This is a genomic window from Geodermatophilus saharensis, assembly GCF_900188205.1.
In the GTDB taxonomy this organism is placed as follows: domain Bacteria; phylum Actinomycetota; class Actinomycetes; order Mycobacteriales; family Geodermatophilaceae; genus Geodermatophilus; species Geodermatophilus saharensis.
This window is the reverse complement of record NZ_FZOH01000009.1, coordinates 95,934-108,983: the sequence shown is the minus strand read 5'-3', so window position 1 is coordinate 108,983 and position 13,050 is coordinate 95,934. Positions and strand designations below refer to the sequence as shown.

General features: G+C 74.0%; 13 protein-coding genes. 10 read left to right on the top strand and 3 right to left on the bottom strand.

From position 1 onward, the window contains the following. Window positions 1-6: 6 nt before the first annotated feature. The 7 genes from CHC04_RS19645 to CHC04_RS19615 all read left to right on the top strand — a co-directional run bounded on the left by CHC04_RS19645 (window position 7) and on the right by CHC04_RS19615 (window position 6,838). Entirely contained in the window at window positions 7-1,227 is a 1,221-nt protein-coding gene (locus tag CHC04_RS19645) for a M24 family metallopeptidase (protein WP_089405641.1), read from the top strand. Continuing rightward, window positions 1,227-2,156: a LysR family transcriptional regulator gene (locus CHC04_RS19640; RefSeq protein WP_141233861.1), complete on the top strand. Its 930-nt coding sequence runs from the start codon at window positions 1,227-1,229 to the stop codon at window positions 2,154-2,156. The genes CHC04_RS19645 and CHC04_RS19640 overlap by 1 nt, the downstream gene beginning before the upstream one ends. Beyond that, window positions 2,153-3,181 (top strand): ornithine cyclodeaminase, encoded by a 1,029-nt coding sequence (locus CHC04_RS19635; protein ID WP_089405639.1) that lies wholly within the window; start codon window positions 2,153-2,155, stop codon window positions 3,179-3,181. Before CHC04_RS19640 ends, CHC04_RS19635 begins: the two co-directional genes overlap by 4 nt. Window positions 3,182-3,302: 121 nt before the next feature. Then, window positions 3,303-5,195 carry an ABC transporter ATP-binding protein gene (locus CHC04_RS19630; RefSeq protein WP_245817519.1) on the top strand — a complete coding sequence of 631 codons (1,893 nt, stop codon included), beginning with the start codon at window positions 3,303-3,305 and terminating at the stop codon, window positions 5,193-5,195. A gap of 43 nt (window positions 5,196-5,238) precedes the next feature. Further along, window positions 5,239-5,706 (top strand): SgcJ/EcaC family oxidoreductase, encoded by a 468-nt coding sequence (locus tag CHC04_RS19625; RefSeq protein ID WP_089405637.1) that lies wholly within the window; start codon window positions 5,239-5,241, stop codon window positions 5,704-5,706. Then, window positions 5,703-6,527, top strand: a complete 825-nt coding sequence (locus CHC04_RS19620) for a sulfurtransferase (protein WP_176450104.1) — start codon at window positions 5,703-5,705, stop codon at window positions 6,525-6,527. Before CHC04_RS19625 ends, CHC04_RS19620 begins: the two co-directional genes overlap by 4 nt. Before the next feature lie 29 nt (window positions 6,528-6,556). After that, window positions 6,557-6,838, top strand: a complete 282-nt coding sequence (locus CHC04_RS19615) for a hypothetical protein (RefSeq protein ID WP_089405635.1) — start codon at window positions 6,557-6,559, stop codon at window positions 6,836-6,838. 58 nt (window positions 6,839-6,896) lie between these two features. Here the strand turns inward: CHC04_RS19615 and CHC04_RS19610 are convergent, their stop codons facing one another. From CHC04_RS19610 to CHC04_RS19600, 3 genes are read right to left on the bottom strand one after another with little or no spacing between them, the layout of a single operon-like run. Then, on the bottom strand, window positions 6,897-7,595 hold the full coding sequence (locus CHC04_RS19610) for a sirohydrochlorin chelatase (protein ID WP_089405634.1): 699 nt from the start codon (window positions 7,593-7,595) through the stop codon (window positions 6,897-6,899). Next, window positions 7,592-8,347, bottom strand: coding sequence for an SDR family oxidoreductase (locus tag CHC04_RS19605; protein ID WP_089405633.1), 756 nt, complete (start codon window positions 8,345-8,347; stop codon window positions 7,592-7,594). The genes CHC04_RS19610 and CHC04_RS19605 overlap by 4 nt, the downstream gene beginning before the upstream one ends. Before the next feature lie 4 nt (window positions 8,348-8,351). Then, on the bottom strand, window positions 8,352-11,210 hold the full coding sequence (locus CHC04_RS19600; RefSeq protein ID WP_089405632.1) for an aconitate hydratase: 2,859 nt from the start codon (window positions 11,208-11,210) through the stop codon (window positions 8,352-8,354). Between the two features lie 214 nt (window positions 11,211-11,424). Between CHC04_RS19600 and CHC04_RS19595 the strand changes: the two genes are divergently transcribed. Genes CHC04_RS19595 through CHC04_RS19585 form a run of 3 tightly spaced genes read left to right on the top strand, consistent with a single transcriptional unit; the run spans window position 11,425 to window position 12,922 of the window. Next, window positions 11,425-12,186, top strand: coding sequence for an SIR2 family NAD-dependent protein deacylase (locus tag CHC04_RS19595; RefSeq protein ID WP_089405742.1), 762 nt, complete (start codon window positions 11,425-11,427; stop codon window positions 12,184-12,186). After that, complete coding sequence (locus CHC04_RS19590; protein ID WP_089405631.1) at window positions 12,183-12,494, top strand: hypothetical protein; 312 nt, start codon at window positions 12,183-12,185, stop codon at window positions 12,492-12,494. Before CHC04_RS19595 ends, CHC04_RS19590 begins: the two co-directional genes overlap by 4 nt. Continuing rightward, entirely contained in the window at window positions 12,491-12,922 is a 432-nt protein-coding gene (locus tag CHC04_RS19585) for a DUF1772 domain-containing protein (protein ID WP_089405630.1), read from the top strand. The genes CHC04_RS19590 and CHC04_RS19585 overlap by 4 nt, the downstream gene beginning before the upstream one ends. Window positions 12,923-13,050: the final 128 nt, after the last annotated feature.

Below are 13,050 nucleotides of genomic sequence, written 5' to 3'. Positions count from 1 at the left end.
CTCGAGATGAACGTCCACGCCGTCGGTGCCATCCGCGCCGCGCTGCAGTCCCGCGGTCTTGCCGGGTACATCGCCTACACGCCGTCCTCCGTGTTCTACGTGACCGGTTTCCGCAGCTACTTCGTCTCCGAGTGGTGGCGCATGCACGGCACGGTCCTGGCGTTCGTGCCGGCCGACGAGTCGCAGCCGGTCACGCTGCTCGTCAGCGACTTCGAGGCCGGCACGGCCGCCGACGCGGCGCCGGAGGTGGCGTTGAGCACCTACCGGCTGTGGGTCGACCTGTCGACGGCGGAGCAGATGGCCGTCCGGCCCGACGCGGGCGTCCCACTGCGCCCGGAGCAGTGGGACGACGCCGAGGTCGACCGGCGCGTGTCCGAGGTGCTCGCCGGGCTCGGCATGGCGGCCGGCTCCGTGGCGACCGAGCTGGGACACATGAACGGTGCGACGTCGGCGCGCCTGCGCCGGTGCGCGCCGGACGCGACGTGGGTGGACTTCACCGACGAGGTGTACGCGATCCGTCTGGTGAAGCAGGAGTGGGAGATCGACCGGCTCCGCCGCGGCGTCGAGCTGTCCGAGGCGGGCATGAGCTACGCGGCGGGGCACCTGGAGAAGGGCATGACCGCACAGGACGTGCGTGCGCTCTACCAGGTCGGCGTCGCCCAGGAGACCGTGGGCAACCAGCGGTACCACGGGTACTCCGACAACTGGGTCCTCCCCACCGTCGGTGGCACGACCTCGGCGGGTTACGGCGCGGTGTCGGCCGGCCTGCAGCCCGGCGACCTGGTGAAGTTCGACTGCGGCGTCACGATCGGTGGCTACCGGTCCGACGGCGGGCGGACCTTCGCCTTCGGCCATGCCAGCGACGCCGCCCGGCGTCTCTACGACGTCGTGGCGCGCGCCCAGGAGATCGCCCGCTCCGCCATCGCGCCCGGTGTCGTGATCGGTGACGTGTACCGAGCGGCGATGGACCACGTGCACGCCAACGGGTACCCCACGTTCAACCGTGGCCACATCGGACACTCGATCGGCATCGACTCCTTCCACGAGGAGCCCCCGTACCTCGGCCCCGCGTGCCGGCAGACGTTCGAGGTCGGCATGGTCTTCGCGGTGGAGGTGCCCACCTACACCCCGGACGTCGGTGCCATGATGGTCGAGGACCTGGTCGTGGTGCGCGAGGGAGGCGCGGAGGTCCTGCACCGCCTCAGCCACGACCTCATCGTGGTGTGATGGACGTCCAGGACCTCGAGGTCCTCATCGCGCTCGCCGACGAGCTCCACTTCGGCCGTGCCGCCCGGCGGCTGCAGATGACCCAGCCGCCGTTGACCAAGCGGGTGCAGAAGCTGGAGCGGTCGCTCGGCGTCCGCCTCTTCGAGCGCAACCGCCACGGTGTGCGCCCGACCGAGGAGGGGGCCGAGCTGTTGGAGCTCGCGCGCCGGGCGTTGCGCGAGGTGCGCCGCGTCGAGCTGCACGCGCGCGGGCTGCGCAACGGTGAGAGCGGGACCATCACGGTGGCCGCCGTCGGCTCCGCCTTCTACGCGGCGCTGCCCGCACTGCTCGAACCGTGCCGGCGCCGGCACCCGCAGATCCGCCTCCTCGTCCGCGAGCTGGAGAGCGCCGCGCTGGTCGATGCACTGCGCGACGGGGACGTCGACCTGGGCTTCGTCCGGCCCCCTGTGGGCCCGGAGCTGGACAGCTGGGAGGTGTGGAGGGAGCCGCTCGTCGTCGCGGTGGCCTCCACCAGCCCGCTGGCACGGTCCGACCGGGTGGGCGTCGAGCACCTCGTGGGCCACTCCCTCGTGTTCTTCGATCGCGCCATCGGGCCCGGGTACTGGGACCGGGTCGCCGAGCTGTTCGCGTCCCAGGACGTCCCGCTGGAGCCGGCGGTCACCACCGACCACGTCACGACGATGCTCGGCCTGGTCGCCCTCGGTGAGGGGATCAGCATCGTCCCCTCGTCCGCGCAGAACTTCCAGCACGTCAACGTCCGCTTCGTCGGCCTGGATCCTCCGGCGCTCCTGCCGCTGGCGGTCGCCGTGCCCCGGCCGCCGGTACGGCCGACCGTGCGGACCTTCCTCGCCACCCTTCCGCGCCGGCCCCTGCGCTACGAGCACCCGGCCGGCATCCCCGTCCCTCCGTCCGAGGACATCGCACCGTGACCGCTTTCGTCGGAGTCCGCAACATGCTGCGCTGGGTCGCCGACCGCGGCGCAGCCGAGATCATCACCGGCATCGCCGGTGAGATCACCACGGACTTCCTGCGCTGGGACCGCTTCGACAAGACGCCCCGGGTCGCCCACCACACGCCGTTGGGGGTCGTGGAGCTCATGCCGGTGAGCGATGGGAGGGAGTACTCGTTCAAGTACGTGAACGGGCATCCGGCCAACCCGGCGCGCGGCCTCCAGACCGTCACCGCCTTCGGCGTGCTCGCCGACATGGACAGCGGATACCCCGTCCTGGTCTCGGAGATGACCGTGCTCACCGCGCTGCGGACGGCGGCCATGTCCGCCGTGGCCGCCCGTGCCCTCGCACCTCCGACCGCCCGGACGCACGCCATGATCGGCGCCGGGAGCCAGGCGGAGTTCCAGGCCCTCGCCCTGCGTGACGCCCTGGGCCTCGAGCGCATCCGCGTGTGGGACGTCGATCCGCGGGCCATGGCGAAGCTGGCGGGCAACCTGGGACCGCTGGGCTTCCACGTCGCCCTGGCCGCCAGCGCGGCGGACGCGGTCGCCGGGGCCGAGGTCGTCACCACCTGCACCGCCGACAAGGCGCTCGCGACGGTGCTGCGCGACGAGATGGTGGTGCCCGGCGTGCACGTCAACGCCATCGGCGGCGACTGCCCCGGCAAGACGGAGCTCGACGCCGGCATCCTCGAGCGGGCCTCGGTGTTCGTCGAGTACACGCCGCAGACCCGCGTCGAGGGCGAGATCCAGCAGATGCCGCCGGACTTCCCGGTCACCGAGATGTGGCGGGTGCTGGACGGCACGGCACCGGGCCGCACCCGGCCCGAGGAGATCACGGTGTTCGACTCGGTCGGGTTCGCGGTCGAGGACCTCGCGGCACTGCGGTACCTGCACCAGGACGTCCGGGGCTCCCGCTACGTCGAGGACATCGATCTCGTCGCCGACCCGGAGGACCCCAAGGACCTGTTCGGCCTCTGCCTCTCGCTGGACCCGGTCGGCTGATCCCGGGCAGCGATCCGGATCGGCCGACGGCAGCGACCGTCCAGGAACAATGCCCTGTGACCGGCTGTTGACCCGAGGCCGGCGTCACGCCTGGCGCGGTCGGGCAGGGAGGGGGTCGCCGGTGAGCTCGCCCATGACCTCGATGGCGGCCATGCGCTCGTTCCGCCGGGACCCCTCGGTCACCTCGCGGCAGCTGCCCAAGGGCACCGTGCGCCGCATCCTGGGCATCGCCCGCCCGTACCGGCGCGAGCTGACGGCGTTCCTGGCGCTGGTCGTCGGCTCGTCGGTCATCGGCGTGCTCACCCCGCTGCTGGCCGGCAACATCGTCAACCGCATCGCCCGCCTCGACGGCACCGCGGGCGGCATCGTCCGGATCGCGCTGTTCATCGCCGGCCTGGCCGTCGTCGACGCCGCCATCTCGGTGGCCACCCGCTGGTACTCCGCGCGCATCGGCGAGGGCGTGATCTACGACCTGCGCGCCCGCGTGTTCGAGCACGTGCAGCGGATGCCGGTCGCGTTCTTCACCCGCACCCAGACCGGCGCGCTGGTCAGCCGGCTCAACAACGACGTCGTCGGCGCGCAGCAGGCGTTCACCTCGACCCTGTCCGGCGTCGTCTCCAACGTCATCGGCCTGGTGCTCACCGCCGGCGTCATGTTCACGCTGTCCTGGCAGATCACCCTGCTGTCGCTGGTCATGGTGCCGCTGTTCGTGCTGCCCGCCCGCCGCATCGGCCGCCGGCTGCAGGAGATCACCCGGGAGTCCTACGGCCTCAACGCGTCGATGAACGCGACGATGACCGAGCGGTTCAACGTCGCCGGCGCGCTGCTGGTCAAGCTGTTCGGCCGCCCCGCCGCCGAGGCGGAGAGCTTCCGCGGCCGGGCGGCGCGGGTCCGCGACATCGGCGTCCTGTCGGCGATGTACGGCCGCACCTTCTTCACCGCGCTGACCCTGGTGGCCGCGCTGGCCACCGCGCTGGTCTACGGCCTCGGCGGCTGGCTGGCCTTCTCCGGGTCGCTGTCGCCGGGCGACGTCGTGGCGCTCGCGCTGCTGCTGTCGCGGCTGTACGGCCCGCTGACCGCGCTGTCCAACGTCCGGGTCGACGTGATGAGCGCGATGGTCAGCTTCGACCGGGTCTTCGAGGTGCTCGACCTGCCGCCGATGATCGCCGAGGCCCCCGACGCGGTGCCGGTGCCCGCCGACGACCGCTCGGTGGAGTTCGACTCGGTCTCCTTCAGCTACCCGGCGGCCGCGGACGTGTCGCTGGCCTCGCTGGAGGACGTGTCGCTGCCCGAGCACGGCGGGCCGACGGCGGTGCTGCACGACGTGTCCTTCCGCGTCGAACCCGGCCAGCTGGTCGCCCTCGTCGGGCACTCCGGCGCCGGCAAGTCCACGATCGTCAACCTGGTGCCCCGGCTCTACGACGTCACCGCCGGCGCGGTGCGGATCGGCGGGGTCGACGTGCGGCAGGCCACGCTGGCCTCGCTGCGCGACGCGATCGGCGTCGTCAGCCAGGACGCGCACCTGTTCCACGACACCATCCGGGCCAACCTGCTCTACGCCCGGCCCGAGGCCACCGAGGAGCAGCTGTGGTCGGCACTGACCGGCGCGCGGATCGCCGCGCTGGTCGCCTCGCTGCCCGACGGGCTCGACACCGTCGTCGGCGACCGCGGCTACCGCCTCTCCGGCGGGGAGAAGCAGCGGCTGGCCATCGCGCGGGTGCTGCTCAAGGCGCCGGGGATCGTGATCCTCGACGAGGCGACCGCGCACCTCGACAGCGAGTCGGAGGTGGCGGTGCAGCACGCGCTCGACACCGCGCTCGCCGGCCGGACGTCGCTGGTGATCGCGCACCGGCTGTCCACGATCCGCAGCGCCGACCGGATCCTCGTCGTCGACGACGGTCGCATCGCGGAGTCGGGTACTCACGAGGAGTTGCTGGCGCTCGGCGGGCGGTACGCCGACCTCTACCGGACGCAGTTCGCCGACGGCGAGCGTCGGACGGTCGACGCGGCGTAGCAACTAGCGTTCCTCCTGCACCGGCTGCACCAGGAGGAACTCCGTGACGTCCGCCCACCCGCACGACGCCCAGATCCGCGCGCTGTACGCCGACTTCGTCGACGGCTGGAACCGGCGCAGCGGGGCGGCGGTCGCCGCGGTCTTCGCCGACGACGGCGACATGGTCGGCTACGACGGCACGACCGTCAGCGGCCGGCTGTCGATCGCCTCGGACCTGCGGCGGGTGTTCGGCAGCCATCCCACGGCCACCTACGTCGGCCTGGTCCGCTCGGTGCGCTCGATCGCCGAGGGCGTGGCGGTGCTGCACGCCCACGCCGGGATGATCCCGCCCGGTGAGGACGACGTGGACCCGGGACTGCACAGCATCCACACGCTGGTCGCCGTCGACGAGGGCGGCGGACGGTGGAAGACGACGCTGTTCCAGGCGACCCCGGCGGCGTGGCTGGGCCGCCGCGACGCCCGGGACGCGCTGACCGCGGAGCTGCGCGGGCTGCTGGCCACCGCGCGGTGAGCGTGCTGGTGCGGGCCGTCGAGCTGCTCGCCGGCCCGCGGCCGGTGCTGCTCGACGTCCGGTGGGCGCTGGGCGACCCGCACGGCCGGGAGCGGTACCTGGCCGGCCACCTCCCGGGCGCGGTGTTCGTCGACCTGGAGACCGAGCTCGCCGCGCCCCCGTCGGCCGCCGACGGCCGGCACCCCCTGCCGCCGGTGGGCGCCGTGCAGGCCGCGGCCCGGCGGTGGGGCATCGGCACCGGCGACGCCGTCGTCGCCTACGACGCCACCGGCGGCCTGGCCGCGGCGCGGGCCTGGTGGCTGCTGCGCTGGGGCGGGCTGGGTGACGTCCGGCTGCTCGACGGCGGCCTCGACGCCTGGGTGGCCGCCGGCGGCGTGCCGGAGACCGGCGACGTCGTCCCCGAGCCCGGCGACGTGGTGCTCACCGGCGGCGGCATGCCCACGCTCACCGCCGACGAGGCGGCCGCGCTGCCGGGCGCGGGCGGGGTGCTGCTCGACGCCCGGGCGGGGGAGCGCTACCGCGGCGAGGTCGAGCCGGTCGACCCGCGGGCCGGGCACGTGCCCGGTGCGGTGAGCGCCCCGACGGCGGACAACCTGCGCACCGACGGGACGTTCCGGCCCGACCTGGTACAGCGGTTCGCCGCGCTGGGTGTGCGGCCGGGGACGACGGTCGGCGTCTACTGCGGGTCCGGCGTCACCGCCGCGCACGCGGTGGCCGCGCTGGCCGAGGCCGGCATCGCGGCGGCGCTGTGGCCCGGGTCGTGGTCGCAGTGGTCGGCCGACCCGGCCCGCCCGGTGGCCACGGGACCCGATCCGGCCTGAGCCCGCCGCGGCCCTGCCATGCTGCCGCCGTGCCCACCCGGACCGCCCGCCCCGCCGCCGGACTGCTGCTGCTCGCCGCGCTGTCCGGGCTCGCCCACCTGGCCGTCGGGTGGTTCTACCTCGCCGGCGGCCTGGTCGTCCCCGGTGCGGTGCTGATCCCGCTGTGGCTGCTCTGGCTGGGGCTGGCGGCGTGGCTGGCCCGATCGGCGCTGCGCGGCTCGTGGTGGACGCCGGTGGTGCCGGTGCTCGCCGCGACCGTGTTCGTGCTGGTCCTCGTCGTGGGGGAGCAGGCGCTCGGCTGGCAGGCCTGAGCAGGTGCCTCCGTCGCGCTGCCGGCTGTCGGCGGGCCGCCGAGGTGCCTTTGTCGCGCTAATGGCTCCCCAGGGCGGCGTCGTAGCGGTCGAGCAGGACGGCGGCGATGCGCTCGTCGGGCAGCAGCGGAGCGGTGACGACGTCGGCGCCGGCCTCCGCCAGCTTCCCGTGGAAGTGGCCGGGCGCCAGCAGGTAGGAGGCGACGACGACCCGCTCGGCGCCGCCCTTCCGGGCCGCGGCCACGGCGTCGGCCACCGGCGGCTGCGCGGCCGAGCCGTAGCCGGTGGTGACCGGGCCGGCCCACGAGCGCTGCAGCAGGTCGGCGGTGTCCTCGACGTCGGCCACCGACCGGGGGTCGCTCGACCCGGCGGCGGCCAGCACGACCGCCGTGAGCGGGTCGCGCGGGTCGGCGCCGGCCTCGACCAGCCGATCGCAGAGCACCGCGGCCAGCCGGGGGTCGGGCCCCAGCGGCCGCGCGGCGACGGCGGCGTCGTGTGCGGCGACGGCCCCGGCGATGTCGACGTGCACGTGGTAGCCGCCGGACAGCAGCAGCGGCACGACGACCGCCGGCTGCCCGTCGGCGGCGAGTCCCGCGACGACGTCGGCGACCGTGGGCGGCTGCACGTCGACGAACGCCGCCGTCGTCACCAGGCCCGGCCGCAGCCGGCGGGCGGCCAGCGCCAGCTCGGCCACCAGCCGCCGTCCGGCGGGGTTGCGCGTGCCGTGGGCACACGCGACGAGCACCGGTGGGGTCACGGGCTGCGCAGGATGCCGCCGTCGACGGCGACCATCGTGCCGGTGACGTAGGAGGCGGCGGGGGAGAGCAGGAAGGCGGCGACCCGGCCGAACTCGTCGGGCTCGCCGACGCGGCGCAGCGGGATGCCGGCCTCGGTGCGCGCCCGCATCCGCGCGGGGTCGCCGGAGGCGGCCTCGAGGTCGGTGATCCGGTCGGTGGCGATCGTGCCGGGCAGCAGGCCGACCACCCGGATCCCGCGCGGGCCCAGCTCGTCGGCCAGCGCCTTCGCGGTCATGGCCAGACCCGGCCGCAGCCCGTTGGAGATGGCCAGGTGCCCGATCGGCTGGCGCGCCGACGTCGAGAGCACGAAGCCGATCGCTGCGCCCTCGGACAGGTGCGGCACCAGCGCGCGCACCAGCCGCAGCGGGCCGAGCAGCACGCTGTCGACGGCGTCGCGCCAGGCGTCCTCCGGCGTCTCCAGCACGGTGCCCGGGGCCGGGCCGCCGACGCTGACCAGCACGCCGTCGACCCGGCCGAGCCGCTCCAGCGCGGTGCTCACCAGCAGCGAGGCCGCGTCCGGGTCGGCGAGGTCGGCGGCGACGCCCGAGGCACCCTCGCCCAGCGACGCCACGGCCGCCTCCACCGAGGACGCGGAGCGGGAGCTGACGAGGACGCGGGCCCCGTCGGCGACGAGGGCCCGGGCGGTCGCCAGGCCCAGCCCCCGGCTCGCGCCGGTGAGCAGGTACCCGCGACCGCCCAGGCCCAGGTCCACCGGGTCAGCCCTGCCGGAGCGAGCGGAGGACGTACTGCATGATCCCGCCGTTGCGGTAGTAGTTCGCCTCACCGGGGGTGTCGATGCGGACGCGGGCGTCGAACTCGACGTCCCCGGCCTCAACCTTCACCGTGCGCGGGGTGCGGCCCTCGTTGAGCTCGGTGATCCCGGTGATGGTGAACTCCTCGTCGCCGGTCAGGCCCAGCGACTCGCGGTTCTGGCCCTCGGGGAACTGCAGCGGCAGCACGCCCATGCCGATGAGGTTGGAGCGGTGGATCCGCTCGTAGCTCTCGGCGATGACCGCCTTGACGCCCAGCAGCGCCGTCCCCTTGGCCGCCCAGTCGCGTGACGAGCCCGAGCCGTACTCCTTGCCGGCCAGCACGACCAGGGGGATGCCCTGTTCCTGGTAGGCCCGCGAGGCGTCGTAGATCGTCGTCGTCTCACCGGTCAGGTGGTTCTTGGTGACGCCGCCCTCTGTGCCCGGCACCAGCTGGTTGCGCAGCCGGATGTTGGCGAACGTGCCGCGGATCATGACCTCGTGGTTCCCGCGGCGGGAGCCGTAGGAGTTGAAGTCGCGCCGCTCCACGCCGTGCTCGCGCAGGTACTGCCCGGCGGGGCTGTCGGCCTTGATGGAGCCGGCCGGGGAGATGTGGTCGGTGGTCACCGAGTCGCCGAGCACCGCCAGCGTGCGGGCGCCGGTGATGTCCTGGACCGGCGCCGGCTGCGCCGGCATGCCCTCGAAGTACGGGGGCTTGCGGACGTAGGTGCTCTCCGGGTCCCAGGCGAAGGTGTCGCCGGTGGGCGTGGGCAGGTCCTGCCACTGCTGCGTGCCGGCGAAGACGTCCTCGTAGCTGCGGCCGAACTGCTCGGCGGAGACCGCCTCGTCGATGACCCGCTGCACCTCCTGCGGCGAGGGCCAGATGTCGCGCAGGAAGACGTCGTTGCCGTCGGCGTCCTGCCCCAGCGGGTCCTCGTTGAGGTCGACGTCCATCGACCCGGCCAGCGCGTAGGCGATGACCAGCGGCGGGCTGGCCAGGTAGTTCATCTTGACGTCGGGGTTGATCCGGCCCTCGAAGTTGCGGTTGCCCGACAGCACCGAGACGACGGCGAGGTCGGCCTCGTTGACCGCCTGGCTGACCGGCTCGGGCAGCGGGCCGGAGTTGCCGATGCAGGTGGTGCAGCCGTAGCCGACCAGGTAGAAGCCGAGCTTCTCCAGGTAGGGGGTGAGCTGCGCCTTCTCGTAGTAGTCCATGACGACCTTCGACCCGGGGGCCAGCGTCGTCTTCACCCACGGCTTGGTGGCCAGGCCGCGCTCGACGGCGTTCTTCGCCAGCAGCGCCGCGCCGATCATGACCTGCGGGTTGGACGTGTTGGTGCACGAGGTGATCGCCGCGATGACCACGTGGCCGTGGTCCACGGTGGTCTCGGTGCCGTCCTCCATCACCACGCGGGTGGGCTTCGACGGTCGCCCGGAGACCGGGTCGTCCTCGTAGTGGTGCGGCTGCCCGGCGCTGCCGTTCCCGCCCTCGCTGCCCGGCGCGGCGGTGGCCGGGTCGGAGGCGGGGAAGGACTCGGCGGAGGCCTCGTCGACGGCGGACTCGACGCCGTAGGGCTGCGTGTTCTGCGGGACGCCGGGCTTGCGGTCGTCGCCGCCGGTCTCGTCGTCGGAGACGTAGTCGGCCAGCGCGGCGCGGAAGGCGTGCTTGGCGTCGGTGATGGCCACCCGGTCCTGCGGGCGCTTGGGGCCGGCGATCGACGGGACGACCGTGGCCAGGTCGAGCTCGAGGTACTCGGAGAAGGCCGGCTCGCGGGAGGGGTCGTGCCAGAGGCCCTGCTCCTTGGCGTAGGCCTCGACCAGCGCGACCTGCTCCTCGGAGCGGCCGGTCAGCCGCAGGTAGCCGATGGTCTCCTCGTCGATGGGGAACATCGCCGCGGTGGAGCCGAACTCCGGGCTCATGTTGCCGATCGTGGCGCGGTTGGCCAGCGGGACGGCGGAGACGCCGGCGCCGTAGAACTCGACGAACTTCCCGACCACGCCGTGCTGGCGCAGCATCTCGGTGATGGTGAGGACCAGGTCGGTGGCCGTGGCGCCGTCGGGCAGCTGGCCGGTGAGCTTGAAGCCCACCACCCGCGGGATGAGCATCGACACCGGCTGGCCGAGCATCGCGGCCTCGGCCTCGATGCCGCCGACGCCCCAGCCCAGCACGCCGAGGCCGTTGACCATCGTGGTGTGGCTGTCGGTGCCCACACAGGTGTCGGGGTAGGCGACGACGCGGTCGCCGTCCTGGCGCGGGAAGACCACGCGGGCCAGGTGCTCGATGTTGACCTGGTGCACGATGCCGGTGCCGGGCGGGACGACCTTGAAGTCGTCGAACGCGCCCTGGCCCCAGCGCAGGAACTGGTAGCGCTCGCCGTTGCGCTCGTACTCGATCTCGACGTTGCGCTCGAAGCTCTCCGGGGTGCCGAAGACGTCGGCGATGACGGAGTGGTCGATGACCAGCTCGGCCGGGGCGAGCGGGTTGATCCGGTTCGGGTCGCCGCCGAGGTCGGCCATGGCCTCGCGCATGGTGGCCAGGTCGACGATGCAGGGGACGCCGGTGAAGTCCTGCATGACCACGCGGGCCGGGGTGAACTGGATCTCCTGGTCGGGTTCGGCCGTGGGGTCCCAGTTCGCCAGCGCCCGGACGTGGTCGGCGGTGACGTCGGCGCCGTCCTCGGTGCGCAGCAGGTTCTCGAGCAGGACCTTCAGGCTGTAGGGGAGCCGGTCTGCGCCCTCGACCGCGTCGAGCCGGTAGATGTCGTAGTCGGTGCCGGCGACGCTGAGCGTCGACCGGGCGCCGAAGCTGTCCTTGCTGGCTGCCACTGCTTGCGCCTCACCCTCGAGAAGTCCATCGGGCTTGAATGCCACCCGCCATCATCCCAGCCCGGGCCGGTGAACCGCTGGCCAGGCGACCCTTCCCTGCCCGGGTGACCTGCGTCTCAGGGCCGCCCGGACCGTGCACTTCCGCGGAAGTGCACGGAATGGCCGGGCACTTCCGCGGAAGTGCACGCCAGGGGGCGGACCTACGGTGGACGGCGTGACCGGCGCCGTGCCCGACCCGCTCCCGGACTGGCTCGCCGGCGCCCACCGGATCACCGTGCTGACCGGCGCCGGCATCTCCACCGACAGCGGCATCCCCGACTACCGCGGCCCGAACGGCGTGTGGACCCGCGACCCCGACGCCGAGAAGCTCGTGACGCTGTCCTACTACGTCACCGACCCGCAGATCCGGCGGAAGGCCTGGCGCATGCGGGCGGGGATGCGCGCCGGCGACGTCGCCCCGAACGCCGGGCACCGTGCGCTGGCCGGGCTCGAGGCGCAGGGCCGGCTGCGGGCACTGCTGACCCAGAACGTCGACGGGCTGCACCAGGCGGCGGGCTCGGCGCCGGAGCGGGTGCTCGAGCTGCACGGCACGGTGCACGCCGTCGAGTGCCTGTCCTGCGGCGACCGCACCTCGATGGACAGCGCACTGGCCCGCCTCGACGCCGGCGAGGACGACCCCGCCTGCCTCGTCTGCGGCGGCATCCTCAAGTCCGCGACGGTCAGCTTCGGGCAGGCCCTCGACGAGCGGGTCCTCGACGCCGCGGCGCAGGCGGCCGCCGACTGCGACGTGTTCCTCGCCGTCGGCACCTCGCTGGTCGTCCACCCGGTCGCCGGTCTGGTCGAGGTCGCCGCGGCGCACGGGGCCCGCGTGGTCGTCGTCAACGCCGAGCCCACGCCCTACGACGGGCTGGCCGACCTCGTCGTCCGCGAGCCCATCTCGACGGCGCTGCCCCGGCTGCTGGGGACGACGGCGTGACCCGCGCCGACCTGGAGGCCCGCTACCGCGAGCTGGTGCTGCACGAGCTGCCGCGGCGGGCCCGCGCGGGCCGCTGGGTGGTGACGAACGACCACTGCTTCGGGCGGATCGTCCTCGACCACGCCGTCGGTGGCCGCTGGTACGACGTGCTCGACCGCCGGCGCTCCCCGGCGTTCGCGCAGCTGTCCGACGAGCATCTCGCCGCCGCCGTCGCCCTGGCCGAGCGGGTGCTCGCCGAGGGCGACCCGCTGCTGCGCGAGCTCGACGCGCAGAGCCTCACCTGGCGCGGCAAGCCGCTGAAGCGGTGACGCTGCTCGTCGTCCACCTGGCGCTGACCGCGGCCTACGCCGGGTTCCAGTGGACCGTGCGCGCGCTGGTCTACCCGCAGTTCGCGCAGGTGCCGCCCGACGCGTTCCCCGCCTACGAGCGGGCGCACCAGCGGCGGGTGAGCCGGGTGGTGGGGCCGCTGTTCGCCGGGCAGGGCGTCACCACGCTGTGGTTGCTGGCCGCGCGGCCGGCCGGGACGCCGCTGCTGCCGGTGCTCGCCGGCGGTGCCTGCCTCGCCGTCGTCCTCGCCGTGACCGCGCTGCTGGCCGTCCCGCTGCACCGGCAGCTGGGCGGCGGGTGGGATCCCGTCGCGCACCGCCGGCTCTGCCGCGTCGACACCGTGCGCGCACTCGCGGCCACGGCGGGGACGGCCGCGGTGGCGTGGGCCGTCCTCGCGACGAGCGGTTGACGCCGTCCTCCCGTGCGGGAGGACGCTGCGCGATCAGGTCACCTGATCGTCGCGGAGGCGGCTAGCGTGACGGGGACCACGTCGAGCGGTCGACCGGCCTCCCCGGTCGGCCCTGGCCACCGGGAGCC

Coding starts and splice junctions, on each gene's coding strand:
- CHC04_RS19645 (WP_089405641.1), top strand. CDS start 7: ATGAACGTCCACGCCGTCGGTGCCATCCGCGCCGCGCTGCAGTCCCGC.
- CHC04_RS19640 (WP_141233861.1), top strand. CDS start 1,227: ATGGACGTCCAGGACCTCGAGGTCCTCATCGCGCTCGCCGACGAGCTC.